25 protein-coding genes are annotated in these 24,442 nt (G+C 66.8%); 15 read left to right on the top strand and 10 right to left on the bottom strand.

All coding sequences use genetic code 11. The annotated features are described in order from the left end of the window. Positions 1 to 8: 8 nt before the first annotated feature. The gene (locus E0E05_RS02330) at positions 9 to 1,061 is read right to left on the bottom strand and encodes a LysR family transcriptional regulator (protein ID WP_131615238.1); all 1,053 of its coding nucleotides are present in this window, start codon (positions 1,059 to 1,061) and stop codon (positions 9 to 11) included. A gap of 336 nt (positions 1,062 to 1,397) precedes the next feature. Between E0E05_RS02330 and E0E05_RS02325 the strand changes: the two genes are divergently transcribed. Genes E0E05_RS02325 through glcF form a run of 4 tightly spaced genes read left to right on the top strand, consistent with a single transcriptional unit; the run spans position 1,398 to position 5,872 of the window. Then, complete coding sequence (locus tag E0E05_RS02325) at positions 1,398 to 2,840, top strand: FAD-linked oxidase C-terminal domain-containing protein (RefSeq protein ID WP_131615236.1); 1,443 nt, start codon at positions 1,398 to 1,400, stop codon at positions 2,838 to 2,840. Between the two features lie 53 nt (positions 2,841 to 2,893). Then, entirely contained in the window at positions 2,894 to 4,078 is a 1,185-nt protein-coding gene (locus E0E05_RS02320; protein ID WP_131617861.1) for an FAD-binding protein, read from the top strand. A gap of 26 nt (positions 4,079 to 4,104) precedes the next feature. Then, a complete protein-coding gene (locus E0E05_RS02315) occupies positions 4,105 to 4,497 on the top strand; it encodes a DUF4870 family protein (protein WP_131615235.1) in 393 nt (130 codons plus the stop codon). A 19-nt stretch (positions 4,498 to 4,516) separates the two neighbouring features. Continuing rightward, positions 4,517 to 5,872 (top strand): glycolate oxidase subunit GlcF, encoded by a 1,356-nt coding sequence (gene glcF / locus E0E05_RS02310; protein ID WP_131615234.1) that lies wholly within the window; start codon positions 4,517 to 4,519, stop codon positions 5,870 to 5,872. An 89-nt stretch (positions 5,873 to 5,961) separates the two neighbouring features. On the opposite strand, the gene E0E05_RS02305 is transcribed toward glcF, so the two are convergent. The 3 genes from E0E05_RS02305 to E0E05_RS02295 form a co-directional block, all read right to left on the bottom strand. Next, the gene (locus E0E05_RS02305) at positions 5,962 to 6,687 is read right to left on the bottom strand and encodes an outer membrane protein (protein WP_131615232.1); all 726 of its coding nucleotides are present in this window, start codon (positions 6,685 to 6,687) and stop codon (positions 5,962 to 5,964) included. Positions 6,688 to 6,854: 167 nt separating this feature from the next. After that, complete coding sequence (locus E0E05_RS02300) at positions 6,855 to 7,508, bottom strand: outer membrane protein (protein WP_131617860.1); 654 nt, start codon at positions 7,506 to 7,508, stop codon at positions 6,855 to 6,857. Between the two features lie 105 nt (positions 7,509 to 7,613). Further along, positions 7,614 to 8,360: a L,D-transpeptidase gene (locus E0E05_RS02295; protein ID WP_428977588.1), complete on the bottom strand. Its 747-nt coding sequence runs from the start codon at positions 8,358 to 8,360 to the stop codon at positions 7,614 to 7,616. A gap of 196 nt (positions 8,361 to 8,556) precedes the next feature. Here E0E05_RS02295 and E0E05_RS02290 point away from each other — a divergent pair, with 196 nt between their 5' ends. From E0E05_RS02290 to hisG, 7 genes are all read left to right on the top strand, one after another. Further along, complete coding sequence (locus E0E05_RS02290) at positions 8,557 to 9,198, top strand: DNA-3-methyladenine glycosylase I (protein WP_131615229.1); 642 nt, start codon at positions 8,557 to 8,559, stop codon at positions 9,196 to 9,198. Then, positions 9,195 to 9,545: a DUF1801 domain-containing protein gene (locus E0E05_RS02285; RefSeq protein ID WP_131615228.1), complete on the top strand. Its 351-nt coding sequence runs from the start codon at positions 9,195 to 9,197 to the stop codon at positions 9,543 to 9,545. The genes E0E05_RS02290 and E0E05_RS02285 overlap by 4 nt, the downstream gene beginning before the upstream one ends. Positions 9,546 to 9,687: 142 nt before the next feature. Beyond that, positions 9,688 to 10,173, top strand: a complete 486-nt coding sequence (locus E0E05_RS02280; RefSeq protein WP_244597881.1) for a BA14K family protein — start codon at positions 9,688 to 9,690, stop codon at positions 10,171 to 10,173. A gap of 110 nt (positions 10,174 to 10,283) precedes the next feature. Continuing rightward, on the top strand, positions 10,284 to 11,837 hold the full coding sequence (gene hisS / locus E0E05_RS02275) for a histidine--tRNA ligase (RefSeq protein ID WP_131615226.1): 1,554 nt from the start codon (positions 10,284 to 10,286) through the stop codon (positions 11,835 to 11,837). Positions 11,838 to 12,020: 183 nt separating this feature from the next. Next, positions 12,021 to 12,386 carry an endonuclease domain-containing protein gene (locus E0E05_RS02270; protein ID WP_131615225.1) on the top strand — a complete coding sequence of 122 codons (366 nt, stop codon included), beginning with the start codon at positions 12,021 to 12,023 and terminating at the stop codon, positions 12,384 to 12,386. 205 nt (positions 12,387 to 12,591) lie between these two features. Then, the gene (locus E0E05_RS02265; protein ID WP_131615223.1) at positions 12,592 to 13,713 is read left to right on the top strand and encodes an ATP phosphoribosyltransferase regulatory subunit; all 1,122 of its coding nucleotides are present in this window, start codon (positions 12,592 to 12,594) and stop codon (positions 13,711 to 13,713) included. Then, on the top strand, positions 13,710 to 14,420 hold the full coding sequence (gene hisG, locus E0E05_RS02260; RefSeq protein ID WP_131615222.1) for an ATP phosphoribosyltransferase: 711 nt from the start codon (positions 13,710 to 13,712) through the stop codon (positions 14,418 to 14,420). Before E0E05_RS02265 ends, hisG begins: the two co-directional genes overlap by 4 nt. A 162-nt stretch (positions 14,421 to 14,582) precedes the next feature. On the opposite strand, the gene E0E05_RS02255 is transcribed toward hisG, so the two are convergent. Then, positions 14,583 to 15,068, bottom strand: a complete 486-nt coding sequence (locus E0E05_RS02255) for a DUF427 domain-containing protein (protein ID WP_131615220.1) — start codon at positions 15,066 to 15,068, stop codon at positions 14,583 to 14,585. Between the two features lie 14 nt (positions 15,069 to 15,082). Then, positions 15,083 to 16,483: a class II fumarate hydratase gene (fumC, locus tag E0E05_RS02250; RefSeq protein ID WP_131615219.1), complete on the bottom strand. Its 1,401-nt coding sequence runs from the start codon at positions 16,481 to 16,483 to the stop codon at positions 15,083 to 15,085. 176 nt (positions 16,484 to 16,659) lie between these two features. Here fumC and E0E05_RS02245 point away from each other — a divergent pair, with 176 nt between their 5' ends. Continuing rightward, positions 16,660 to 17,364: a glutathione S-transferase family protein gene (locus tag E0E05_RS02245; protein WP_131615218.1), complete on the top strand. Its 705-nt coding sequence runs from the start codon at positions 16,660 to 16,662 to the stop codon at positions 17,362 to 17,364. A 1-nt stretch (position 17,365) separates the two neighbouring features. Here E0E05_RS02245 and E0E05_RS02240 read toward each other — a convergent pair whose 3' ends face one another. The 4 genes from E0E05_RS02240 to E0E05_RS02225 all read right to left on the bottom strand — a co-directional run bounded on the left by E0E05_RS02240 (position 17,366) and on the right by E0E05_RS02225 (position 20,029). Continuing rightward, positions 17,366 to 17,800, bottom strand: a complete 435-nt coding sequence (locus tag E0E05_RS02240) for a universal stress protein (protein WP_158629250.1) — start codon at positions 17,798 to 17,800, stop codon at positions 17,366 to 17,368. A gap of 82 nt (positions 17,801 to 17,882) precedes the next feature. Further along, the gene (locus tag E0E05_RS02235; protein WP_131615214.1) at positions 17,883 to 18,737 is read right to left on the bottom strand and encodes a TIGR01459 family HAD-type hydrolase; all 855 of its coding nucleotides are present in this window, start codon (positions 18,735 to 18,737) and stop codon (positions 17,883 to 17,885) included. Between the two features lie 99 nt (positions 18,738 to 18,836). After that, on the bottom strand, positions 18,837 to 19,535 hold the full coding sequence (locus E0E05_RS02230) for a TadE/TadG family type IV pilus assembly protein (RefSeq protein ID WP_131615213.1): 699 nt from the start codon (positions 19,533 to 19,535) through the stop codon (positions 18,837 to 18,839). A 2-nt stretch (positions 19,536 to 19,537) separates the two neighbouring features. Further along, the gene (locus E0E05_RS02225; RefSeq protein WP_131615211.1) at positions 19,538 to 20,029 is read right to left on the bottom strand and encodes a TadE/TadG family type IV pilus assembly protein; all 492 of its coding nucleotides are present in this window, start codon (positions 20,027 to 20,029) and stop codon (positions 19,538 to 19,540) included. Positions 20,030 to 20,220: 191 nt separating this feature from the next. Here E0E05_RS02225 and E0E05_RS02220 point away from each other — a divergent pair, with 191 nt between their 5' ends. The 3 genes from E0E05_RS02220 (at position 20,221) to groL (ending at position 24,241) form a co-directional block, all read left to right on the top strand. Continuing rightward, the gene (locus E0E05_RS02220; RefSeq protein WP_131615210.1) at positions 20,221 to 22,056 is read left to right on the top strand and encodes a hypothetical protein; all 1,836 of its coding nucleotides are present in this window, start codon (positions 20,221 to 20,223) and stop codon (positions 22,054 to 22,056) included. Positions 22,057 to 22,240: 184 nt separating this feature from the next. Next, positions 22,241 to 22,537, top strand: coding sequence for a co-chaperone GroES (gene groES, locus E0E05_RS02215; protein WP_039723116.1), 297 nt, complete (start codon positions 22,241 to 22,243; stop codon positions 22,535 to 22,537). Between the two features lie 63 nt (positions 22,538 to 22,600). After that, positions 22,601 to 24,241, top strand: a complete 1,641-nt coding sequence (gene groL, locus E0E05_RS02210; RefSeq protein WP_131615208.1) for a chaperonin GroEL — start codon at positions 22,601 to 22,603, stop codon at positions 24,239 to 24,241. Positions 24,242 to 24,442: the final 201 nt, after the last annotated feature.

Here is a 24,442-nt window from a genome sequence, read left to right as displayed (position 1 = left end):
ACTCGCCGCTATTCGCCGGCGGGGGCCGTCTCGTCGCGGCCTTGGCCGTTGGCGCGGTAGCCGCCGCGCACGGGACCGGTCGCGGTGCGACCGCCCGAGCCGCCCGCTTCGGTGCCGTCCGCGCCGTCCGGCTGAGGCCTGATGTCCGGCACCGTCGCCGGCACGCCGCGCTCCCAATAGGGTTCGGAGCCGAACAGCTCGGCGAAATAGTCGATGAACAAGCGCACCTTGACCGGCAGGAACTGGCGCGACGGATAGATCGCGTAGATCGCGGTGTTGGTCGAGCCGTGATGGTCCGGCAGCACCTGGACGAGCTTGCCCGCCGACAGTTCCTTGCCGATGTCCCAGGTCGAACGAAGGGCGATGCCGAGCCCGGCGAGGACCGCCTCGCGGATCACTTCGGAAGAGTTGGTCGACAGGTTGCCGTGCGGGCGCACGGTGACCGGGCCGTCGGGGCCCTCGAGGCGCCAGGTGTCGGAGGTCTGGTGCGTCAGGCAATTGTGCTCGGCGAGCTCGGCCAGCGTCTCGGGCGTGCCGTTCTCCTCCAGATAGTCCGGCGTTGCGCACAGCACCCGGCGCACGGGCGCAAGCTTGCGGGCGACAAGGCTCGAATCGGCCAGTTCGGCGATCCGGATCGCCACGTCGAAGCCATCGCCGACGATGTCGACCAGATCGTCCGACAGCAGCATGTTCACCGAAAGGTCGGGATTGGCCTTCATGAACGGGATCAGATGCGGCGCGATGTGCATCCGCCCGAACGAGGTCGGCGCGCTCACCTTCAGCGTGCCGCGCGCCATCGCGGACCGGCGCGAGACGAAGGCCTCCGCCTCCTCGACACCGGCGAGGATCGCAACCACGCGTTCGTAGAAGCCCTGTCCGGCTTCGGTGAGCGCGATCTGCCGGGTTGTGCGTTGAAGAAGGCGGGTGCCGAGCCGGTCTTCGAGCCGGCGCAGGCGTTTGGAGACCACGGCCGGCGACAGGCCAAGTTCGCGGCCGGCGGCCGACATGCTGCCTGCCGCCACCACGCGGGCGAAGATTTCCAGATCGCCGAAGTTGCTCATGCCCACCGCAGTGCCTTTTCGATCCACCCGCGAACAAATAGTGTGCCACCTTCTCCCACCGGCAAGAGGCACGCGTGATCACGCCGGGATGACAAAATGCCGCAGCCGACGGCGGCGCGGCAATGCCCGGCCATCATCATCGGATGTGGCGCGGCGCGTCCGGAAGTCCAGCGCGCGCCGATGCGGCATACGTGGTTGCGGCAGGCTTGCACAAGTGGTAATCTTTCTTTACCACTTTGCCGGTATCGCGCGAAAGCCGGCTTGACCTGCCCGACGCCGGGCGCGATGGCGCAATGACCGGATCTGTCGCACGACCGCCGGTCGGGAGGACACACGATGAACGAGATCGCATTTCTGACGCCCGACCCGGACGTGCTCGCCCGCCGCGAGGCGATCGTCGCGGGACTCGCGGATCTGGTCCCGACCGAAGCACTGGTCACCGATCCGCGCGAGCTCGTGCCTTTCGAGACCGACGCGTTCACCGCCTATCGGCGCGTTCCGCTGGCCGTCGTCCTGCCGGGCACGACCGAGGAGGTCGCCGCCGTACTGGCCTATTGCGCCGAACAGGGCGTTCCGGTGGTGCCGCGCGGCGCCGGGACCTCGCTCGCCGGCGGCGCGATCCCGCAGGAGGATGCCGTCGTCATCGGCGTCAGCCGGATGAACCGCATCCTCGAGATCGACCACGACAACCGCACCTGCACCGTGCAGGCGGGCGTGACGAACCTTGCCATTTCGGACCGTGTCGCCGCCGACGGCTTCTTCTATGCGCCCGATCCGTCCTCGCAGCTCGCCTGCACGATCGCCGGCAATATCGGCATGAATTCGGGCGGCGCGCACTGCCTCAAATATGGCGTGACCACCAACAATCTGCTCGGCGCGAAGGTCGTGCTGCTCGACGGCACGATCGTCGATCTGGGCGGCAAGGCGCTCGATGCGCCCGGGCTCGATCTGCTCGGCCTGCTGTGCGGCTCCGAAGGCCAGCTCGGCATCATCACCGAGGCGACCGTGCGGCTGCTCGCCAAACCGGAGGGCGCGCGGCCGGTCCTGTTCGGCTTCGACTCGTCGGAAGTCGCCGGCGCCTGTGTCTCCGAGATCATCGGCGCGGGCATCATTCCGGTCGCCATCGAGTTCATGGACAAGCCGGCGATCGAGATCTGCGAGGCGTTCGCAAAGGCCGGCTATCCGCTCGACGTCGAGGCGCTTCTGATCATCGAGGTGGAGGGCTCTGAGGCGGAGATGGATGACATGCTCGCGCGCATCATCGCCATCGCCAGAAGGCACGGCGTCGCCTCTATCAAGGAAAGCCAGTCGGCGACCGAGGCGGCCCAGATCTGGAAGGGGCGCAAGAGCGCCTTCGGCGCGACCGGCCGCATCGCCGACTATATCTGCATGGACGGCACGGTGCCGCTCGGCCAGCTCTCGCACGTCCTGCGCGAAACCTACCGGATCGTCGCCGGCTACGGGTTGCGCGTCGCCAACGTCTTCCATGCCGGCGACGGCAACATGCACCCGCTGATCCTCTATGACGTCAACGATCCGGCCGAGGCGGAAAAGGCCGAACTGGCGGGCGCCGACATCCTCAAGCTGTGCGTCGATGCCGGCGGCTGCCTGACCGGCGAGCACGGCGTCGGCATCGAAAAGCGCGACCTGATGCTGCACCAGTTCTCCGAGACCGATCTGAACCAGCAGATGGCCGTGCGCGCGGCCTTCGATCCGGGCTGGATCCTCAACCCGTCCAAGGTGTTTCCGCTGTCCTTTTCGCGGCAGGGCGCATCGTGACGGTGACTGATCTTCAGACCCTCGTCCCCGCCGACGAGGCCGAGGCCTGCGCGATGGTCGCCGAGGCCCGGGGCGCGGGACGGACCCTCGCCATCGCCGGCGCCGGATCGAAAGCCGGGGTCGGCCAGCCCGTCACGGCGGACGCGGCGATCGCGTCGACCGGCCTTGCGGGCATCGTCGAATACAATCCCGAAGAACTGGTTGTCGTCGCCCGCGCCGGCACGCCGCTTGCCGACATCGAAGCGGCGCTCGCCGAAAACGGCCAGGCACTGATGTTCGAGCCGGCCGACTGGAGCCGCCTTCTGGGCTCGAACGCCGGGCAGACGATCGGCGGCATCGCGGCGACCAACATGTCCGGCCCGCGGCGCATCCTGGCCGGCGCGGCGCGCGACGCGCTGCTGGGGGTGCGTTTCGTCAACGGGCGCGGCGAGGCGATCCGCAATGGCGGCCGGGTGATGAAGAACGTCACCGGGCTCGATCTGGTCAAGCTGATGGCGGGCTCGTGGGGCACGCTGGGACTGATCACCGAAGTCGCGTTCAAGGTGCTGCCGCGCCCCGAAACCGAGGTCACGCTCGCCGTCGACGGGCCCGGGGCGGCGGACGCGGCGAAGCTGATGGCCCGCGCGATGGGCACCAGCGCCGAGGTTTCCGGTGCCGCGAATCTGCCGGGTCCGATCGCCGGTCGTGTTCTGGCCGATGGACGCGCCGGACGGCCGACGACGCTGCTGCGGCTTGAGGGCTTTGCCGTGTCGATCGCCGAACGGATCGGGCGGCTGACACCGCAACTGGGGGCGGGTCACGATATCGCCCAGCTCGACGCGGCGGCCTCCCAACGCGCCTGGGCGGCGATCCGCGACGTTGCGCCGTTTGCCGACGGCACGGAGACACCGGTTTGGCGCATCTCGGCCGCGCCCATGGCCGGCCATGCCGTTGCGGCCGATATCCTCGGCCAGACCGAGGGCGAGGCCTTCTTCGACTGGCAGGGCGGACTGGTCTGGCTGCGGATTTCCGGCGAAGACCCGCAGGCCGACCGCGTCCGGACGAGCCTTGCCGCCCATGGCGGCGGTCACGCGCTTCTGGTGCGGACTGGCGAAGATGCGCGGGCGCGGACATCGGTCTTCCAGCCCGAGCCGGCGCCGGTCGCCGCGCTCAGCGAGAAAATCCGTTCTTCAATCGATCCCGATGGCGTGTTCAATTGCGGCCGCCGACCCTTCGCGTCCGTGCGCAGGGCGGCCTGACCGAACCGCAGCAAGGATAGCCGATCATGAGCAACGCACCGCAGACGCCCGAACCGGGCAACCATCAACCGCTTTCGACGGATGGCTGGTTCGACGCCGGCCCGAAGAACGCCCAGCTCATCTACATTCTCTATTTCCTTTCCGTCATCGTCGGCCTGACTTCAATCGTCGGCGTGATCATGGCCTACATGAACCGTGGCAAGGCGGGCGGCTATGTCGAGACGCACTACACCTGGCTGATCCGCACCTTCTGGATCGCCGTCCTGTTCTCGCTGGTCGGCCTCATCCTCGCCTTCATCGGCATCGGCTTCCTGATCATGGTCGCCGTGTTCATCTGGGCGATCATCCGGCTGATCAAGGGTATCCAGCGCCTCGGACGCGGCGAGCCGATCGACGACCCGCAGACCTGGTGGATCTGAACCGCAAGGACAATTTGCCATGCAGACGAGCTTCACGCAGGAGCAACTCGCCGACCCGCACACCGCGCACTCGGAGAAGATCCTGCGCAGTTGCGTCCATTGCGGCTTCTGCACGGCGACCTGTCCGACCTATGTCACGCTCGGCAACGAGCTCGACAGTCCGCGCGGGCGCATCTACCTGATCAAGGACATGCTGGAAAACGACCGGCCGGCGGACGAAAAGACCGTGCTGCACATCGACCGCTGCCTGTCGTGCCTGGCCTGCATGACGACCTGCCCGTCGGGCGTCAACTACATGCATCTGGTCGATCATGCCCGCGCGCATATCGAAAAGACCTACCGGCGCCCGTTCTTCGACCGGCTGACCCGTGGCGTTCTCGCCTTCGTGCTGCCCCATCCCGGCCGGTTCAGGGCGGCGCTCCAGGCGGCGCGGCTGGGCCGACCCTTCGCGCCGCTTTTCAAGGCGGTCGGGCCGCTCAGGCGGTTCGGCGCGATGCTCGATCTGGCGCCGCGACAGATCGCGCGTCCGACGATCTACGCCGTGCCAGCCGCCTATCCGGGCAGGGGCGAACGGCGCGGCCGCGTGGCGATCCTGACCGGCTGCGCCCAGCCGGTGCTGCGGCCCGAGACCAATGCGGCGACGATCCGGCTCCTGACCCGGCTCGGCGTCGAGGTCGTCGTGCCCGAGGGCGAGGGCTGCTGCGGCGCGCTCGTCCATCACATGGGCCGCGAGGACGACGCGCTCGAAGCCGCGCGCCGCAACGTCGATGCCTGGACAGCCCAGATCGAGCGCGGCGGTCTCGACGCGATCGTCATCACCGCGTCGGGCTGCGGCACGACGATCAAGGATTACGGCCACATGCTGCGGCTCGATCCGGACTATGCGGACAAGGCCGCCAAGGTCAGCGCGCTGGCGATGGACGTGACCGAGTATCTGGCGACGCTCGACCTGCCCGAACCGGCGATCGAACCGAACCTGACGGTCGCCTATCATTCGGCCTGCTCGATGCAGCATGGCCAGAAGATCACCCGCGCGCCCAAGGACCTGCTCTCGAAGGCCGGCTTTGCGGTCAAGGACCCGCCCGAGGGGCATCTGTGCTGCGGCTCGGCCGGCACCTACAACATCATGCAGCCCGAGATCGCCGCCGAACTGAAGGCGCGCAAGGTGCGCAACATCGAGGCGACCCGGCCCGACCTGATCGCCACGGGCAATATCGGCTGCATCACGCAGATCGGCTCGGGCACCGACATCCCGATCGTGCACACGGTCGAACTGCTCGAATGGGCCTATGGCGGCGACCGGCCCGACGGCGTGCCCGAGGCGAAGCCCGCCACGCGCACGTCGCTGGACGCCCTCGTCGAGGCGGCCGGGTAGCGCAATCCCGGCGAAAGCGCTCAAGAACCGGCCAACGCGCAAAAGGGGCGGCACGAGGCCGCCCGTTGCTTCTCCAGAACCGCTGTGGATCAGAAGCCGTAGCGCATGCCCAGCGTGACCTGGTGCTGGCGGATCGGCACCGAAGAGACCGTTCCGTCGACGGCGGTCAGTTCGACGTTGCTGACGCCGAAATAGCGGTAGGCCGCCTCGATCGTGACCTGGTCGTCGATGGCGTAGCCGACGCCGCCGCCGACGTGCCAGGCGATGCCCGTATCCTTGTCGTTCATCGCGGTGACGGGGCCCGGACCGAGCGGGCCGACCGGCGCGCCCAGCGTCACGCCGTGGTTCTTGAAGTTGACCTGGGCCAAGCCGACGCCGCCGGCGAGGAAGGGCCGAAAGCCCATGCCGGCCTCGATGTCGACGGCCGCGTTGATCGTGCCGTAGAGGATCTCGGTTGTGCCGAAGGCGAGCGGATCGCTGAGCGTCGCGGGCAGCGCGGTCAGCGTGTGGCTTTCGATCTCCTGCGAGAGCATGCCCGCCTCCAGTTCGGCGCGCACCGCGCCAACGCCGATGCCATAGCCGTAACCGACCGCGAACGCGCCGCCATAGCCGATCGTCTTGTAGTCGTTGACGATGTTGGTCGGCACGACCGTAAGGTCGAAATCGGTGTTGGCGGGAAATGCGCCGGCGATGCGCGCGGCGACGTAGGCGCCGCTGCTGGCGGGCATCGGAGCCTCGATGATGTCGATATCGGCCGCATGGGCGGCCGAGGCTGAAAGCGCGCCAGCGCCGAGCGTGAGCAGAAACCGTTTCATTGACTTGAACCCTGACCGAGACAGGCGGCGCGACCATACGCGCGGCCTTCTTTCACGGCCCTTATGGTTAACCGTCGCGGTTAATGTGCGGTTAAGTCTGCGCGCATGTTGCGTGCCCGGCCTGCCGGCGAGGCCCGGAGCAGTACGGGACGCTGACAGCGCAGGTCTCAGAAGTGGACGGAGACGCCGCCGACGACCGCGTTGGTGATGATGTTGGTCTTCAGCGTGGCGCCCTCGCTGAGGGTCAGATCGTTCATGGCGTAGTTGAACTGATACTCGCCGAACACCGACAGCCAGTCGTTGAAATAGTAGTTGGCGCCGATCTGCGCCTGGAAGGCGGCGCCGCCGACCTGGTAGTTGAAGGTGGTTCCTTCGGGACGGGTCACCTCGACATGCGGGATCGACAGGCCGACGCCGGCGCCCAGATAGGGCTCGAACCCGTTCCAGCGCTGGAAGCGGCGCATCGCGTTGACGGTCAGGATGTTGATGCCGTCGGAGAACTCGAACCGCGACCAGTCCGGAATGTCGTTGGCGAACGTCTCGGGGTCCGCATAGACCTTGGCGTGGGTCAAATCGATGGACACGCCCCATTGCGGCGCCCAGCGGTCGAACCAGTAGGTGCCGCGAAGGCCCCAGTAGGGCGGCGTCTGGAACGACTTGCCCTGCCAGCCGGCGGTGAAGCTTTCGGCGCCGATGCCGGTGATCTCGACCAGGCTGTGCGGCGCGGTCTGCCAGCCGCCATAGGCCGAGAACTGGAACTCGGCGGCAGCCAGAGAGCTCGACGACAGAAGAAGGGCAACGGTGAGAAGCGGGCGGCGCAGCTTGAAATACCTCGTCTTTTGCCCGCTCTTAGCCCAGACGGGCGGCCCCGCCAAGCCCCAAAAGGCCGCTGGAGCCCGCCCTGCCGCGCGCGTGGCGCGGCGATGTCAGCGCACGATGACCCTGGTGCCGACGCCGACGCGCGTATAGAGGTCCTCGACGTCCTGGTTGCGCATGCGGATGCAGCCCGACGACACGGCCTGGCCGATCGTCCATGGCTGGTTGGTTCCGTGGATGCGATAAAGCGTCGAACCCAGATAGAGCGCGCGGGCGCCGAGCGGGTTCTGCGGCCCCCCGGGCATGTAGGTCGGCAGGTGCCGGCCCTTCTTCGCCTCGCGGCGGATCATCTCGGCGGGCGGCCGCCAGCTCGGCCATTCCGCCTTGCGGGTGATCGTCTCGGTGCCGCGCCATTCGAACCCTTCCTTGCCGACGCCGACGCCGTAGCGCTTGGCCGTGCCGTCGCCGTTGACCAGATAGAGGAACCGGTCGCGCGTATCGATGACGATGGTGCCGGCCTTCTCGCCGCCATGGTAGGCGACGGTCTGCGGCAGGTAGACCGGGTCGATGTCGCGCACCCGCGGCTTGGGCGGCTGGGCGAGCGCGGCCTGCTGCTGGACGGCACGCGGCTGGTAGACCTGCCGCTGGCCGGCGGGCCGGCGGACGACGACGCGCGGTGCGCCCGACCGGACGCCCTGGGCGGCCGGGCCCTGCAATTGCATCACCCAGGGCCGGCTCAGATCGGGGCTGAGCACAACCGGTGGCGGCGTGGCGTAGCGGTCGTTGGCGTGGGCGGCCGTGCCGAAGGCGAACGTCAGGGCGGCGGCTGCGGCCGCGGCGCGAAGTGTCATGGTCATCATCGGTCCTGCTCGAAACGTGTTGCCGATCCGCTCCGGACAGATCTGTCAGGAGCGCTGGTTGCGGACCATGACTCCGGCCGCCAAGCAAAATATGAATCGCCATTGATAAACCCGTCGCCGGCGCGGAAAGCCTTTGGCAAGGTTAGCGGGCGGTTGGCGCACGCGGTGAACGGGCAGTGAAGGAACGCGGTTAATGGACGATGAGACGCTGCCCGAGGGGCTGATGCGCGGCGAGGACGGCAGGGTGCGTTGCTGGTGGCATGGCGGCAAGCCGGACTATCTGGCCTATCATGACGACGAATGGGGACGGCCCGTGGATGACGACCGGCGCCTGTTCGAAAAGCTCTGTCTCGAGGGCTTCCAGTCGGGCCTGTCCTGGCTGACGATCCTCAGGAAGCGCGACAATTTCCGCGCGGCGTTCGCCGACTTCGACATCGAGGCGGTCGCCCGTTTCGGCGAGGACGACGTGACGCGCCTTCTGGGCGACGCCGGCATCGTGCGCCACAGGGGCAAGATCGAAAGCACGATCAACAATGCCCGCCGCGCGATCGAGCTTCGAGAAGAGGCCGGTTCGCTCGCCGCCTGGTTCTGGGCCCGCGAGCCGGGCCCGGACGAGCGTCCGGCGGTCGCCGACTATCCGGGGCTGACCGCCATGACGAAGACGCCGACCTCGACCGCCATCTCGAAGGAACTGAAAAAGCGCGGCTGGTCGTTCGTCGGGCCGACGACGGTCTACGCCTTCATGCAGGCGATGGGGCTGGTCAACGACCATGTCGAGGGCTGCTGGTGCCGGCGCGAGGTGGAGGTGGCCCGCGCCGCCTTCGTGCGGCCATGACAGGCCGGGCGCGCACGCTGATCGTCCAGGCCGCCGAGACGGTGCCGGACCTCGGGCCGCTCGCCGAAAGCATCAAGTGGGGCGAGCACAGTTTCACACCGCAACAACCGCGTACCGGCAGTTCGGTGCGCATTCAGACGCGCGACAATGGCGACGAGGCGCTGATGTTCATCTGCCATACGGGCCTGGTCGACACGTTCCGCGACCTTTATGGCGATCGCCTGCATCTGGAAGGAAACCGGGCGATCGTCCTGCCGTACGGCGAGCCCGTCGACGAGGCGGCGGTGCGGCACTGCATCGCGCTGGCGCTGACCTACCACCGGCGCAAGCGGCACCGCGATCGTTAACCCTATCGGTCGACCTTCCGGGCGATCTCACGGCGGTTTCTTTGAACCATCGGGCGATTCATGCTTTATTAACCGTGGAAGGGACCGCCACGACAGGAACGGGAGAGTTCCGATGACCCCCAGCATACCGAGCCCCGGAAGAATGAACCACGCCACCAAGGGCATGAGGCGCATCGCGCTTGCCGCCGGACTGGCGATTGCAGCCGGCCTTGCCATGTCGCCCGCAGCCAGCGCCATGCCGGCCGCCAAACTGCCCGCCGCCGCGCCGACGACCGCCGGCGATGTCATCAAGGTGGGCGGACGCGGCCATGTCAGCGTCGGCATCCGCTGGCATGGCGGCCATGTCTACTACAATGGCCATCGCGGCTACCGCTACAAGCGGCACGGCTATCGCCACTATCGCGGCCACTGGTTCCCGCATCGCGCCTTCGTGATCGTGGTGCCGCGCCAGCGCTACATCCCGGTGCGGCCGTACCAGCCGCCACGGCGCGTGGCGCCGCGCATCATCCGGCTGAGCCACGCCCATGTGCGCTGGTGCGACGCCAAGTACCGGTCGTACCGCGTCAGCGACAACACGTTCCAGCCCTATCACGGCCCGCGCAAGCCCTGCGTGTCGCCCTACTACTGATCGCGGGGCCGCCGGGCCCCGCCCTTGCGGCACCGGTGCCGCTCGTCTAGGGAAAGCGCGCGTTTTCGCGCGCTTTTTTCCGTTCAGGTTTCCCCGAAAAAGCATCCCTGATGTCCGACAAGAAGAAAAAGCCCTCCAAGCTGAAGGCCCGCCTGCCGCGCGGTTTCGCCGATCGTTCCGCCGCCGACATTCGCGCGACCGACGAGATGGTGGCGAAGATCCGCACCGTGTTCGAGCGCTACGGCTTCGATCCGGTCGAAACGCCGGCCTTCGAATATACCGATGCGCTCGGCAAGTTCCTGCCCGATCAGGACCGGCCGAACGAGGGCGTCTTCTCGCTGCAGGACGATGACGAGCAGTGGATGAGCCTGCGCTACGACCTCACCGCGCCGCTCGCCCGGCACGTGGCGCAGAACATCAACGAGATCGCGCTGCCCTATCGGACCTACCGGCAGGGCTGGGTGTTCCGCAACGAAAAGCCCGGGCCGGGCCGGTTCCGCCAGTTCATGCAGTTCGACGCCGATACGGTCGGCGCGCCGGGCGTGCAGGCCGACGCCGAAATGGCGATGATGATGGCCGACACGATGGAGGCGCTGGGGATCGCGCGCGGCGACTATGTGATCAGGGTGAACAACCGCAAGGTGCTGGACGGCGTGATGGAGGCGATCGGCGTCACCGATGAAGGCCAGAAGCTTGCGGTTCTGCGCGCAATCGACAAGCTGGACCGGCTCGGCATCGATGGCGTGCGGGAGCTTTTAGGTGCAGGGCGTAGGGATGAGAGCGGTGACTTCACGCCGGGTGCGGGGCTGGACGAGGAGCAGATCAAGGCTCTCGTTGGCTTGTCAAAATCAACGGTCTCGATCAAATCCTACGACCTTTCCACCAAGCCTGGGCAGCAAGCGGCAGCAACTACGCTCATGCCCAACACTATGTTCGATTTCGATGTCAACGCCTTGTTGGAGAACGAAGTGTTCGCGCTGGGCATTGAAGAACTGTCAGAAATCAGAAGAATTCTCTTTGCGGCGGGCTACGGCCCAGACCGCATCCGTATCGACCCCTCGGTCGTCCGTGGCCTCGAATATTATACCGGCCCTGTCTACGAGGCCGAGCTCCTCTTCGATGTCGTCAACGAAAAAGGCGAGACGGTGCAGTTCGGCTCGGTCGGCGGTGGCGGGCGCTATGACGGCCTGGTGAAACGCTTCACCGGCCAGGACGTGCCGGCGACGGGCTTTTCGATCGGCGTCTCGCGGCTGATGACGGCGCTCAAGAATCTCGGCCAGCTCGGCACCGAGGAGGTCGTCGCGCCCGTGCTGGTGACCGTCATGGATGGCGACACGGAGGCGCTCGGGCGCTACCAGAAGATGACGCAGGCCCTGCGCGAAGCCGGCATCCGCGCCGAGATGTATCAGGGCAACTTCAAGAAGTTCGGCAATCAATTGCGCTATGCCGACCGGCGCGGATGCCCGATCGCCATCATCCAGGGCTCGGACGAGCGCGCGGCGGGCAAGATCCAGATCAAGGACATGATCGAGGGCCGCAAGGAAGCCGCCGCAATCGAAAGCAACGAGGAATACCGCGCCGCCCGCCCCGGTCAGTTCGAGATCGACGAAGCCGATCTGGTGGCCGAGGTGCAAAAGCTGCTCGCCGCGCAAAGGGACGGGTGAGGTGGCCTCTGCCGGCGCAGTCACCCCCACCCCTTACCCCTCCCCCGCAAGCGTGGGAGGGGAGACCTCAGCAGCCGCATCCGCACCTCAGAACACGGCGCCGGGCACAGACGTTGCCAACCCCGCGACCGTGCGCGTGTCCTCCCTCCCCCTTGAGGGGAGGGATGAAGGGTGGGGGTAGCCATGTCTCCGACGCGCGTCGAACGTTCTGCGATCAAGCGCGCCCGTTCGTTGCGCCGCGAGATGACCGAAGGTGAACGGCGTCTATGGTCCGAGCTGAGACAGTTTCGCGGCAACTACAACGTCCACGTCCGCCGACAGGCACCGATCGGCCCGTATGTTGTCGATTTCGTCGTTCAATCGCACCGCCTCGTCATCGAACTCGATGGCGAACACCACGTCACCGCCGATGGCATGACGCGCGATGCGCGGCGGGATGCAAAACTCGCCGATCTGGGTTATCGCGTGCACCGGATCAAAACCGGCGAACTCGACGAAAACCTCGATGGCTGCATTGAGACCATATTGCGCGATTTGGGCGTGACGTAATGGGACGAATTTCCACCCCCACCCTTCATCCCTCCCCTCAAGGGGGAGGGAGGACCTTGGCATCGCACCCCGATCTGCTGAAGGTCGAGCCCGGCACAGCCGTTGATCAATTGCGCGAGGTGCCTTTGTCCTCCCTCCCCCTTGAGGGGAGGGATGAAGGGTGGGGGTATTGCGACAAGGTTATGCCGACCACGGCCGCCGCCCGATGAACGCGCTTCGATCCTTCGCGGCCCGGGCCGATATCGAGACGATCCTCGCCGGGCTCGGCGCGGCGCGCATCGACGTGCCGGTGCTGCAGCCGGCCGACCCGTTTCTCGACATGGCCGGCGAGGAACTGCGCCGGCGCATCTTCGTCACGCAAAGCGAGACCGGCGAGGCGCTGTGCCTGCGGCCCGAATTTACCATTCCCGTCTGCCGCGACCATGTAGCCGCGGGCGGCGGGCCGGCGCGCTACGGCTATGTCGGCACCGTCTTCCGCCAGCGCCGCGCCGGGCCGAGCGAGTTCCTGCAGGCGGGCATCGAGGACATCGGCGCGACCGACACCGTCGCCGCCGATGCGCGCTCGGTCGCCGATGCGGCCGCCGTGCTCGAACGGCTCGGCGTTGTGGCCGACGACCGCGCCATCGTGATCGGCGACCAGACCGTGTTCGACGCCGTGCTCGCCGAACTGGGGCTGCCGGCCGGCTGGCGGCTGACGCTGGCGCATGCGTTCGGCAGCGATGCGGCGCTCGCAGCCACGCTCGAACGGCTCGGCAGACCGGCGCCGATGCCGGCGATGCCCGAGGCGATCGCCGAACCGGCGCGCGCCGGCGACCGCGCCGCGCTTGAAGAGGCGATAAGCGCGCAGATGCGCGCGGCCAGCCTGCCCGGGACGGGCGGACGCACCGCCGCCGACATCGCCGGCCGGTTGCTCGCCAAGGTCGAAGCGGCGCGCCTTGCGCCCGACCCCGCCCGGCTCGATGCGCTGCGCGCCTTCCTGGCGATCGCCGTGCCGCTGCAAAACGCGCCCGATGCGCTCGCGGCGTGGCAGAGCACGGCGGGCCTCGATCTGGCGGCGGCGATCGCCGCGTTCGGTGCGCGGATCGAAGCGCTCGAGGGCCACGGGCTCGATCCGGGCGCGATCGTCTACCGGGCGAGCTTCGGCCGCCAGCTCGACTATTACACCGGGCTCGTCTTCGAGATGCGCGGCGCCGACGGCGCGGTCCTGGCCGGCGGCGGGCGCTACGACCGGCTGCTGCCGCTGCTCGGCGCGCCGCACCCGACCCCCGGCGTCGGCTTTTCGGTCTGGCTCGACCGGGTGGCGGCCGTCGCGGGAGACGCGCCATGAACCCTGCAACGCTCGCCATGCCATCGAAGGGCCGGCTCAGGGACGATGCGCTCGCCCTTCTTGCCGGGATCGGGATCACGGTCATCCCGCCGGCTGACAGCCGCTCCTACCGCGCCCGTGTCGAGGGCCGCGACGATCTGGAGATCGCGTTCCTTTCGGCGTCCGAAATCGCGCGCGAACTGGGCGCGGGCCGGATCGATGCGGGCATCACCGGCGAGGATCTGGTGCGCGAGGGCTTTGCCGACAGCGAAACGCGGCTCGACCTCGCCGCGCGGCTCGGCTTCGGCCAGGCGGACGTCGTCGTCGCCGTGCCCGAGGCCTGGTTCGATGTCGAGACGATGGCCGATCTGGGCGAGGTCGCCGCCGGGTTCCGCGCCCGGCACGGGCGCCGGTTCCGGATCGCCACCAAATACTGGCGGCTGACCCAGCGCCATTTCAGTCAGGAGCACGGCATCCAGCTCTACCGGATCATCGAGAGCCTGGGCGCGACCGAAGGCGCGCCGGCGGCCGGCCAGGCCGACGCGATCGTCGACATCACCTCGACCGGCTCGACGCTGCGGGCCAACCAGCTCAAGGTCCTCACCGACGGAGTGATCCTTCGGTCCGAGGCGTGCCTGTTCACGGCGCCCGAGAACGTGCCGCCGCAGATCGCCGACATCGCCGGACGGCTGCGCGCGGCGCAAAAAAAGGCCGCGCCACCGTCTTGACGGTCTGGCGCGGCGTGAAAGCCTTTCGGGGCGATCGGGAAGCCCGTCCAAGCGGCCGGCGAGCGGTTGATCGGGGGAACCATCGATCCGGCTGATCCGCTTTACGCCGCGCGCGGCGGACGGATCACCGCGATCGACGATTTTTCGCGCCGGCCGGCCCGATCACCAGTGCGTCGTGCCGGGCGCGCCCTTGACCGGCCCGGCGATCCAGCTCGTCACCCAGCCGCCATAGAAGTTGCCCGGCTGCGGCTCGACGCGCTCGCCACCGACGAAACAGGCATCCATCGGCTCGGCATAGACGGCGAAATAGCCCTTGATCGGCGCGAAGGCGGTCGTCGGAGCGAGATAGGACCAGGCCGCGCGCTGCGCCCGCTGGCCGTCGGCGACGATGTCGAAATAGCTGGCGCGGCCTTTCCACTCGCAGAGCGACGTGCCCTTGACCGGCTGCAAAACGCCTTCGGCGAAGGCAGCCATCGGCAAATAGTAGGTTGGCGCGTGAAACGTCTCGAGCACGCGAAAGGCCTCGTCGGTCTCGGCGATGGTCCGGCCGGCGAAGACGATGCGGATGATGTCGTCGGTCGGCTCGAGCGCCGGCGGGCGTGGATAGTCCTCGACATTTTCGATCACGCGTCTGATCGGTCCGGTCATGGGCTTCCCCCTCGTCAGGCCGACCTGCCGACCATGGCCTCGGGCCTGACGATGCGGTCGAACTCGTCCTCGGTGACGTAGCCGCCGCCGACCGCTTCCTCGCGCAAGGTGGTGCCGTTCGTATGCGCGGCCTTGGCGATCGCCGCCGCCTTGTCATAACCGATATGAGGCGTCAACGCGGTCACCAGCATCAGCGAGCGCTCGACCAGTTCGGCGATCCGCTCGCGGTCGGGCTCGATGCCGGCAAGGCAGCGCTCGGTGAACGAGGCCATCGCGTCGGCGGCGAGCCGGATCGATTGCAGCACGTTCAGCGCGATCACCGGCTTGAACACGTTCAGTTCGAAATGACCCTGCGCGGCGGCCATGGTGATGGTGGTGTGGTTGCCCATGATCTGCGTGGCGACCATCGACAGCGCCTCGGCCTGGGTCGGGTTGACCTTGCCGGGCATGATGGACGAGCCCGGCTCGTTGGCCGGCAGGATCAGTTCGCCCAGCCCCGAGCGCGGCCCCGAGCCCAGAAAGCGGATGTCGTTGGCGATCTTGAACAGGTCGGCCGCGAGCGCGTTCAGCGAGCCGTGGAAATCGGTCAGCGCGGCGTGGCTGGCGAGCGCGGCGAACTTGTTGGGCGCGGTCTTGAACGGCAGGCCCGTCGCCTCGGCGATGCGCGCGGCGAACCCTGTGGCAAAGCCCTCGGGCGCGTTCAGGCCGGTGCCGACCGCCGTTCCGCCCTGCGCGAGCGCGTAAACATTGACCAGATCGTGGTCGATGCGCGTGCGCGACAGTTCAAGTGCCGCCGCATAGCCGGAAAACTCCTGACCGAGCGTCAGGGGCGTCGCATCCTGGGTGTGGGTGCGGCCGATCTTGACGATGTCGGCGAAGTCCTTCGCCTTTTCGTTCAGCGCAGCGATCATCGTATCGAGCGCCGGCAACAGCCGGTCATGGGTTTCGAGCGCGGTCGCGATGTGCATCGCGGTCGGGAACGTGTCGTTGGACGACTGGCTGGCGTTGACGTGGTCGTTCGGATGGACCGGCGTCTTGGTCCCCATCTCCCCGCCCAGCATCTCGATCGCCCGGTTGGCGATCACCTCGTTGGCGTTCATGTTGGTCTGGGTGCCCGACCCCGTCTGCCAGACGACCAGCGGGAAATGCTCGTCCAGCCTGCCCTCGGCGACCTCGCTGGCGGCGCGCGCGATCGTGCCGGCTAGTTCGGCATCGATCACGCCGAGCGCGGCGTTGGTCTCGGCGGCCGCCTTCTTGATCAGCCCGAGCGCGGCGATCAGCGGCGCCGGCATGCGTTCCTCGCCGATCGGAAAGTTGCCGATCGAGCGCTGCGTCTGCGCGCCCCAGTAGCGTTCGGCGGGCACTTCGAGCGCGCCCATCGTGTCGGTTTCGGTGCGTTTGGGTCTGTCGGTCATGAAGGCCTCCGCCTCCGGATATGGGAAGGCGGCCATCGTGCGCCAATCGGTGCAGCACGTTTTTGTGAGAGCGCCGTGTCAAGCTTCTCGCTTGTTTCGATCCCGGGCGGACCTATCTCTGGCGCGCCGGAACAGATCGAGCGGCCGCGAAGCCGGCCGCCGCACGAGGGGACATCATGACCAGATCGCTTGCCGACTTTCCGATCACCCGCCAGTGGGCGCCGCGCGACCCGGGCCTTCTGCAGCTTTATTCCTATCCGACGCCGAACGGGGTGAAGGTCTCGATCGCGCTCGAGGAACTGGGTGTGCCGTACGAGGCGCACACGGTGAAGCTGTCGGAGACGACGACGCCCGCCTTCCTGTCGCTCAATCCCAACAACAAGATCCCCGCGATCATCGATCCCGACGGACCGGGCGGCGAGCCCTTTGGCCTGTGGGAATCGGGCGCGATCCTGATCTACCTGGCCGAAAAGCACGGCGGCCTGCTGCCGGCCGATCCGGCGCGGCGGCTGGAGACGATCCAGTGGCTCATGTTCCAGATGGGCGGCGTCGGTCCGATGTTCGGCCAGTACGGCTTCTTCGGAGTGTTCGGCGGCAAGGAGATCGACGATCCGCGGCCGCGTGAGCGCTACATGAACGAATCGCGCCGGCTGCTCGGCGTGCTCGAAGGCCAGCTTGCCGACGGGCGCGACTGGATCATGGGCGAGGACTACACGATCGCCGACATCGCGATCTTCCCGTGGGTGCGCGGCGCCAAGGTGTTCTACGAGGCCGAGGAGGCCTTCGAGATGGACACGCGGCCCCGTGTTATGGCCTGGCTCGAGCGATGCATCGCGCGGCCGGCCTCCGAGCGCGGGCTCGTCCAGCCGCCGCGCGATTAGGCTATTTGACCGTCAGCACGGCGCATTCGGCCAGTTGCGAGACCTTGTGCGTCACGCTTCCGACCAGCATTGCGCCGAAATTGCCAAGCCCGCGCCGGCCCATGACGATCAGATCGGCCTCGTTGGTCTTTGCGTATTCAACGATCGTCCGGCCGGGATCACCGGGCCGGACATGGGTCACCGGCTCGGCGACGCCATGCTCGGCGGCGATGGCCTTCGCCTTGCCGATCGCTTCTTCGCCGGCCTTTTCGAGTTCCTCGGCGCTCGGCGGCAGCGGCACGGCGGAATAGCCGACCATCATGGTCTCGCCGGGCACCTGCGGGGTGTGCACGATGTGCAGGGTCGCCTCGTAGCGGCGGGCAACGTCGCAGGCCATTTCGACGGCCTTCTTGGCATGATCCGATCCGTCATAGGCGGCGATGATCGTCTTGAACATGGGATTTCCTCCGCTCGTTTTCGGCCAGATTGGCAAGCGCCGCCAAAGCGCGCCTTGACTTCGATCACATGATCGCGGCCGGTCAGGTGAGCCGCACCATGGTGGCGACGGGATCGGCGCCGAAGTCGCGCAGATAGGCATCGAGGCGCTGCGGATCCGGTCGGCCCGGCTCGCCATAGTCGCGGGCATGGATCCCGTTGGAGACGAACAGCAGATCGAACCCGTTGTCCATGGCCCCCTTGACGTCGGTGGTCAGCCCGTCGCCGATCGCCAGAACGCGGGCGCGGTCGACCGGCGCCCCCCGGGCGGCCTCGATGCGCCGCATCGCCTCGGCATAGATCGGCCCGTGCGGCTTGCCGGCGATCAGCGTCCGGCCGCCGAGCAGCGCATAGGCGCGGGCGATCGCGCCGGCGCAGTAGACGAGCCGGTCGCCGCGCTCGACCACGATGTCGGGATTGGCGCAGATCATCGGCAGGTCGCGGGCCCGCAGCCGGCGCAGCATGTCCGCATAGTCGTCCGGCGTCTCGGTCTCGTCGTCATAGGGGCCGGAGACGACGACGGCCGACGCTTCGGGTTCCTCGACCAACTCGACATCGAGCCCGTCGAACAGGGCGAGGTCGCGCTCGGTGCCGATGTGGAAGAGCCGGCGCGGCGCCTCGGAGATGAGGACGCGCGTCACATCGCCCGAGGTGACGACATCGTCATAGGCATCCTCGGGGACGCCGAGCAGGCCGAGCTGCTGGCGGACCTGGGCGTGCGGGCGCGGCGCGTTGGTGATCAGCACGACCGTCTTGCCCGCCGACCGCGCGCGCTGCAGCGCGCCGAAAGCCTCCGGCCAGGCCGTCACGCCATTGTGCAGAACGCCCCAGACGTCGCACAGGAACGCGTCATAGTCCTCGTGGAGCGCGTCCAGCGCCTCGATCGTCCGTAATGACAAGTCAGCCTCACCGCATGGAAAACGCGCCCGCCGGGCGCTTAACCCGGCCGGCGCGGTCTGTCACGGTGTTTGCGCTGATTTCGCGTTGGCGCGGCGCCTTCAGCCCTTGCACTTGTCGTCGAACAGGTCGCCAGGCTCCTCGACGAGGGCGATGTTGGGGACAAAGCGCAAGGGAAAGAACTGCTCGAGATCGAACCGGCCCTCGGAACCGCCGCGGTCCGGGTCCATGTCGAAGATGCCCAGATAGTTGAAGGTCGGCGCCAGGAAGATGAACCCGTCGACGATGACGAAACGCATGCCGTCGATCTGCATCTCGTCGGGAATTCTGATGTAGTTGCCCGGATCGCGGGCCGACCGGCCGGCGCGCACATATTCCCATTCGATGAGGCCGCGCACCGATCCGTTGGGACGGGTCTCGGCGCGCACCATCGTGATGCGGAAGCGGAAGTCGAGCGCACCGTTGCGGTCGAAGTCCATCCCCGACCCGGTGCGGCGCGCCCAGTTCCCATAGGCGTAGGAATCGTAGACCAGTTCGGCGATCGAATCGAGCTGGTCGCACGTCAGGTCGGACGTGCGCGTCGCGATGATGTCGCCGAGCGAATAGAGGTTGGAGGTCGACCGGTTGTACTGGGTGTAGACCGTTCCGGCGTCCCAGGTCAGGAACGCCATCGTCGCGAATATGGGCAGCACGAACGCCATCTCCACGGCGACGGACGCACGCGCATCGGCGGCGAACCGGCGCATGCGCGCATCGGCACGGCGGACAAGGCGGCGCGCGGCGCGGACGAGGAACATCATGATCATGGCTCCGTCATGAAGGTGATGCCGGTGCCCAGCTGCGCGGCGGCATCGCCGAACATCAGGTCGGTGAACATGACCGTCGGCATCTCGACATGCGCCTCCACGCGCATCAGCGTTTCGCGCGGGCCGAAGGTCAGCTCGTCGGGCTCGGAGGTCGACCAGACCGGGTTCATGTCGTCGTCGTAAAGTTCGATCGAGACGACCAGCGTGTCCTCGCAGGTCGAAAGGTTCAGCCGCCCGCAGATGGCGTCGCGATACCACTGCTCGATTGTGAAGCCGTTTTGAAGCGCTACCGTTGCCGCGTGATCGGTGCGCAGGTCGAAGACGGCCTTCTCCACCGCGCGCTGGGCCGCGGTGGACATGTAGACGTAATAGCAGATCTCGAAGATCGCGATCATCAGCATGAAGAAGGCCGGCGCGAGCAGGCCGAACTCGATGGCGGCCACGCCTTTCCTGTCTGCGACGATGAAATGTCTGATCCGGCTGATCATCGGCAATGAGCCCCTGACTTCGCCGCCGATCCTAGCCGTCAACCGTTTCTTTTCCGTTTTCGCCGATCGTTCAAACTCGACCGGCCGGTTAAACGGCCTTTCAACAGTTTGCGGTAAAACCGTCGAAAAATCCCCAAGGAGCGCGCTGCGCGCCCCGGACCGCAGGATTTGCGGAGAAGGACGAGGCGGACATGTTGAGGAAGCTGTTCAGACGATTTGCCGACGACGAACGGGGCGCGGCCTACATCATGGCCGGATTCGCCGTGGTGCCGCTGTTCGGCATGACCGCGCTGGCCGTCGACTACACGAACGCCGTGCGCATCGAAACCGAGATCAACACCGCCGCGCAGTCCGTCGCGCTGCATCTGGCCAAGCGGACCACGCTCAATCCGAACATCCCCGCCGAAGACCTGATCGCCGAGGGCAAGGCGATGATGGCCCGGATGGTCAAGTCGCGCGAGGTCTATTACGACCGCTTTCATGTCGACCCGCTGAGCGGCATGGTGCAGATCGTCGCCCGGTCGGACGTTCCGACCTACGCGATGCACCTGTTCGGGCAGGATGAACTCAGCGTGGTCGGACGCAAGCAGGCCCAGTTCGCCCGCCGCAACGTCGAGGTCGCGATCGCGATCGACAATTCAGGCTCGATGGACTGGTACGCCGGCTCGTCGCGCAAGATGGACGCGGCCAAGGACGCGACCCGTATCCTGATCGAGGCCGCCACCGAAGCGGTCGAGGACTATTCGAACGCCGAGATCAAGTTCTCGATCGTGCCCTGGCACACCCATGTGAGCGTACCCAACGAGTATCTGGGTGGCAATTCGCAGAACGCGTGGTGGATCGACTGGGACGGAAAGTCGACCGAGCATTTCCGCTACCTGCCGCCCTATGACAACAATGGCGACATGTATTTCGACATGGACCGGCGGGCGGGCCACTGGGACGTCGCGCGCGCTGACGAGTTCATCTACTACACGCCCAACACGCTGACCGACGTGCTGCCGCTCGAACCGGACGGCAACGGCGTCGATCTGGTCGCGCTGCGGAACCTGCCGGGCATCAACATCGTCACCCGGCGCGATGTCTATGACGCGTTCGACAACGTGCAGTGGAACGGCTGCTTCCAGCATCGCGCGGGCGACTACCGCTACAGCTTCGATGCGCCGAACGACCAGGATGGCGATTCGCTCTTCCTGCCGCATATGGCGCCGGACGAATATGACAACAGCGCCGGCTATGACAGCTACTGGCGCTACCGGAACGACTATGTCGACGACCTTGGCGGCGACAGCGACTACAACGACTGGGGTGACACGGAGCACCTCAACATCCGGTATCGCGACAGCGACTATTCCTACGACGATATCTATCGGGCGCGGACCTTCAACACCGCCAAGTACGCGGTCTCCGGCAACGTCAAGAACAACTGGCATCCGTGGGGCTACAGCACCGGGCCGAACGGCAAGTGCAACGTCGCCAAGGTGCAGGGCCTGACCGACAATAACGGCCGCATCCAGAGCGCCATCAACCAGATGGACGCCAATGGCGGCACCGACCTGTCGATCGGCCTTTCCTGGGCGATGAACACGCTGACGCCGTGGGAGCCAATGACCGGCGCGGCCGACTTCGGCGAGGCCGAGAAGATCCTGGTCTTCATGACCGACGGCGACAACTCGGCGACGCTCCCGCAGGAATATGCGATGAGCATGTCGAGCTTCGGCTACTGGAAGGACGACCCGATGCGCGAGGGCTGGGGCGACAATCCGGCCCAGTGGCAGGCCAACGGGGCGCTGGACGAGGCGTCGAAGCGGTTCTGCACCCAGATCAAGGCGCGCGGCGTGAAGATCTACTTCGTCTATTTCGGTTCGCCGAGCGCCGCGGCCACAGACGTCATGGAGCATTGCGCCACGTCCGACGACACGGCCATCTCCGCCGCCGACGACGAGGAACTCAAGGCCGCCTTCCGCAAGATCGGCGACGACATCGGCAAGTTGCGCTTGACCCACTACACGCCGCCGGACGAATGAGCCGGTAACCATCGCCGATGACGGGCGCCAGCGGGCGCCCGTTTTCGTTTCGGCCGCTCTTGACAGCAAAATTACGCACGCCTATCTGACCGCCGCTAGCACTCGCCATCAGTGAGTGCTAGCGGCGCTTTGCGCACCGGCCCGCGGGCCGGCAACCCAGTTCATGCAATCAAGGGTAACGAAAATGGCAGAGATGAACTTTCGTCCGCTGCACGACCGCGTGGTCGTTCGCCGCGTCGAGTCCGAAGAGAAGACGGCCGGCGGCATCATCATTCCCGACACCGCCAAGGAAAAGCCGCAGGAAGGCGAAGTGATCGCCGTGGGTCCGGGCGGCCGCGACGATGACGGCGACCTGATCCCGATGGACGTCAAGGCCGGCGACCGCGTGCTGTTCGGCAAGTGGTCGGGCACCGAGGTCAAGCTCAATGGCGAAGACCTGCTGATCATGAAGGAAAGCGACATCATGGGCGTGCTCGCCTGAGCCGATCCCGTCGTCCCGTCAACCCGAATTGAAAATGGGCGTTCCGCCCGGGAGTAAGCAAACATGTCCGCCAAGGAAGTCAAATTCGGCCGTACGGCCCGCGAGCGCATGCTCGATGGCGTCAACATCCTCGCCGATGCCGTCAAGGTCACGCTGGGCCCGAAAGGCCGCAACGTGGTCCTCGACAAGTCGTTCGGCGCACCGCGCATCACCAAGGACGGCGTGACCGTCGCCAAGGAAATCGAACTGGAAGACAAGTTCGAGAACATGGGCGCGCAGATGGTGCGCGAGGTCGCCTCCAAGACCAACGACATCGCCGGTGACGGCACCACCACCGCGACCGTCCTCGCCCAGTCGATCGTCCAGGAAGGCCACAAGGCGGTCGCCGCCGGCATGAACCCGATGGATCTGAAGCGCGGCATCGATCTGGCCGTTCATCAGGTCGTCGAGACCCTGCTTTCGAGCGCCACCAAGATCAACACCTCCGACGAGGTCGCCCAGGTCGGCACGATCTCGGCAAATGGCGAAAAGGAAATCGGCACGATGATTTCCGAAGCCATGCAGAAGGTCGGCAACGAGGGCGTGATCACGGTCGAGGAAGCCAAGACCGCCGAGACCGAACTGGAAGTCGTCGAAGGCATGCAGTTCGACCGCGGCTACCTGTCGCCCTACTTCGTCACCAACCCCGAGAAGATGGTGGCCGACCTCGAGGATCCCTACATCCTGATCCACGAGAAGAAGCTCTCCAACCTGCAGGCCATGCTGCCGATCCTGGAATCGGTCGTGCAGTCCTCGCGTCCGCTGCTGATCATCGCCGAGGACGTCGAAGGCGAAGCGCTGGCGACGCTGGTCGTCAACAAGCTGCGCGGCGGCCTGAAGATCGCGGCCGTCAAGGCTCCGGGCTTCGGCGATCGCCGCAAGGCCATGCTCGAGGACATCGCCATCCTGACCGGTGGCCAGGTGATCTCCGAGGACCTGGGCATCAAGCTCGAGAACGTCACGCTCGACATGCTCGGCACGGCCAAGAAGGTCACGATCACCAAGGAAGAGACGACGATCGTCGACGGCGCCGGCCAGAAGGCCGACATTGAGGGCCGCGTCGCGCAGATCAAGCAGCAGATCGAGGAAACCTCCTCGGACTATGACCGCGAGAAGCTGCAGGAGCGCCTTGCCAAGCTCGCAGGCGGCGTCGCCGTGATCCGCGTCGGCGGTTCGACCGAGGTCGAGGTCAAGGAACGCAAGGACCGTGTCGACGACGCGCTGAACGCAACCCGCGCGGCCGTCGAGGAAGGCATCGTGCCGGGCGGCGGCACCGCGCTGCTGCGCGCTTCCAAGAAGATCACGGTCACCGGCGAGAACGACGACCAGGATGCCGGTATCGCCATCGTGCGCCGTGCCCTGCAGTCGCCGGCACGCCAGATCGCGACCAATGCGGGCGCCGAAGCCTCGATCATCGCCGGCAAGATCCTCGAAAGCGATGACGAGAAGTTCGGCTACAACGCCCAGACCGGCGAGTTCGGCGACATGGTCGCCATGGGCATCGTCGATCCGGTCAAGGTCGTGCGCACCGCGCTCGAGGACGCAGGTTCGGTTGCAGGCCTGCTAATCACCACCGAAGCGATGATCGCCGATGCGCCCAAGAAGGAGTCGGCCCCGGCCGGTGGCGGCGGCATGCCCGACATGGGCGGCATGGGCATGATGTAAGCCACGCGGCTTCATCGCGACCAATCAAGGCGGGGAGCGATCCCCGCCTTTTTCATGCTGGCTTCTTTTTAATGCCGCCCATTTCCTCGTGGCGGTGGCGCGCAAGCGCGCGACCGCTGGCGGCATGGGCATGATAAAAGCCACGCGGCTTCATCGCGACCAATCAAGGCGGGGAGCGATCCCCGCCTTTTTCATGCTGGC

This window comes from Roseitalea porphyridii (assembly GCF_004331955.1).
Lineage (GTDB): Bacteria > Pseudomonadota > Alphaproteobacteria > Rhizobiales > Rhizobiaceae > Roseitalea > Roseitalea porphyridii.
This window is presented reverse-complemented; position numbering and strand designations above follow the sequence as displayed.

Coding starts and splice junctions, on each gene's coding strand:
- E0E05_RS02240 (WP_158629250.1), bottom strand. CDS start 17,800: ATGTTCAAGACGATCATCGCCGCCTATGACGGATCGGATCATGCCAAG.
- E0E05_RS02315 (WP_131615235.1), top strand. CDS start 4,105: ATGAGCAACGCACCGCAGACGCCCGAACCGGGCAACCATCAACCGCTT.
- groL (WP_131615208.1), top strand. CDS start 22,601: ATGTCCGCCAAGGAAGTCAAATTCGGCCGTACGGCCCGCGAGCGCATG.
- E0E05_RS02225 (WP_131615211.1), bottom strand. CDS start 20,029: ATGATCAGCCGGATCAGACATTTCATCGTCGCAGACAGGAAAGGCGTG.
- E0E05_RS02230 (WP_131615213.1), bottom strand. CDS start 19,535: ATGATGTTCCTCGTCCGCGCCGCGCGCCGCCTTGTCCGCCGTGCCGAT.
- hisS (WP_131615226.1), top strand. CDS start 10,284: ATGTCCGACAAGAAGAAAAAGCCCTCCAAGCTGAAGGCCCGCCTGCCG.
- E0E05_RS02325 (WP_131615236.1), top strand. CDS start 1,398: ATGAACGAGATCGCATTTCTGACGCCCGACCCGGACGTGCTCGCCCGC.
- E0E05_RS02255 (WP_131615220.1), bottom strand. CDS start 15,068: ATGACCGGACCGATCAGACGCGTGATCGAAAATGTCGAGGACTATCCA.
- E0E05_RS02330 (WP_131615238.1), bottom strand. CDS start 1,061: ATGAGCAACTTCGGCGATCTGGAAATCTTCGCCCGCGTGGTGGCGGCA.
- hisG (WP_131615222.1), top strand. CDS start 13,710: ATGAACCCTGCAACGCTCGCCATGCCATCGAAGGGCCGGCTCAGGGAC.
- E0E05_RS02305 (WP_131615232.1), bottom strand. CDS start 6,687: ATGAAACGGTTTCTGCTCACGCTCGGCGCTGGCGCGCTTTCAGCCTCG.
- E0E05_RS02290 (WP_131615229.1), top strand. CDS start 8,557: ATGGACGATGAGACGCTGCCCGAGGGGCTGATGCGCGGCGAGGACGGC.
- E0E05_RS02270 (WP_131615225.1), top strand. CDS start 12,021: ATGTCTCCGACGCGCGTCGAACGTTCTGCGATCAAGCGCGCCCGTTCG.
- E0E05_RS02320 (WP_131617861.1), top strand. CDS start 2,894: ATGGTCGCCGAGGCCCGGGGCGCGGGACGGACCCTCGCCATCGCCGGC.
- E0E05_RS02265 (WP_131615223.1), top strand. CDS start 12,592: ATGAACGCGCTTCGATCCTTCGCGGCCCGGGCCGATATCGAGACGATC.
- groES (WP_039723116.1), top strand. CDS start 22,241: ATGGCAGAGATGAACTTTCGTCCGCTGCACGACCGCGTGGTCGTTCGC.
- E0E05_RS02285 (WP_131615228.1), top strand. CDS start 9,195: ATGACAGGCCGGGCGCGCACGCTGATCGTCCAGGCCGCCGAGACGGTG.
- fumC (WP_131615219.1), bottom strand. CDS start 16,483: ATGACCGACAGACCCAAACGCACCGAAACCGACACGATGGGCGCGCTC.
- E0E05_RS02280 (WP_244597881.1), top strand. CDS start 9,688: ATGAACCACGCCACCAAGGGCATGAGGCGCATCGCGCTTGCCGCCGGA.
- E0E05_RS02295 (WP_428977588.1), bottom strand. CDS start 8,360: ATGACCATGACACTTCGCGCCGCGGCCGCAGCCGCCGCCCTGACGTTC.
- E0E05_RS02220 (WP_131615210.1), top strand. CDS start 20,221: ATGTTGAGGAAGCTGTTCAGACGATTTGCCGACGACGAACGGGGCGCG.
- glcF (WP_131615234.1), top strand. CDS start 4,517: ATGCAGACGAGCTTCACGCAGGAGCAACTCGCCGACCCGCACACCGCG.
- E0E05_RS02245 (WP_131615218.1), top strand. CDS start 16,660: ATGACCAGATCGCTTGCCGACTTTCCGATCACCCGCCAGTGGGCGCCG.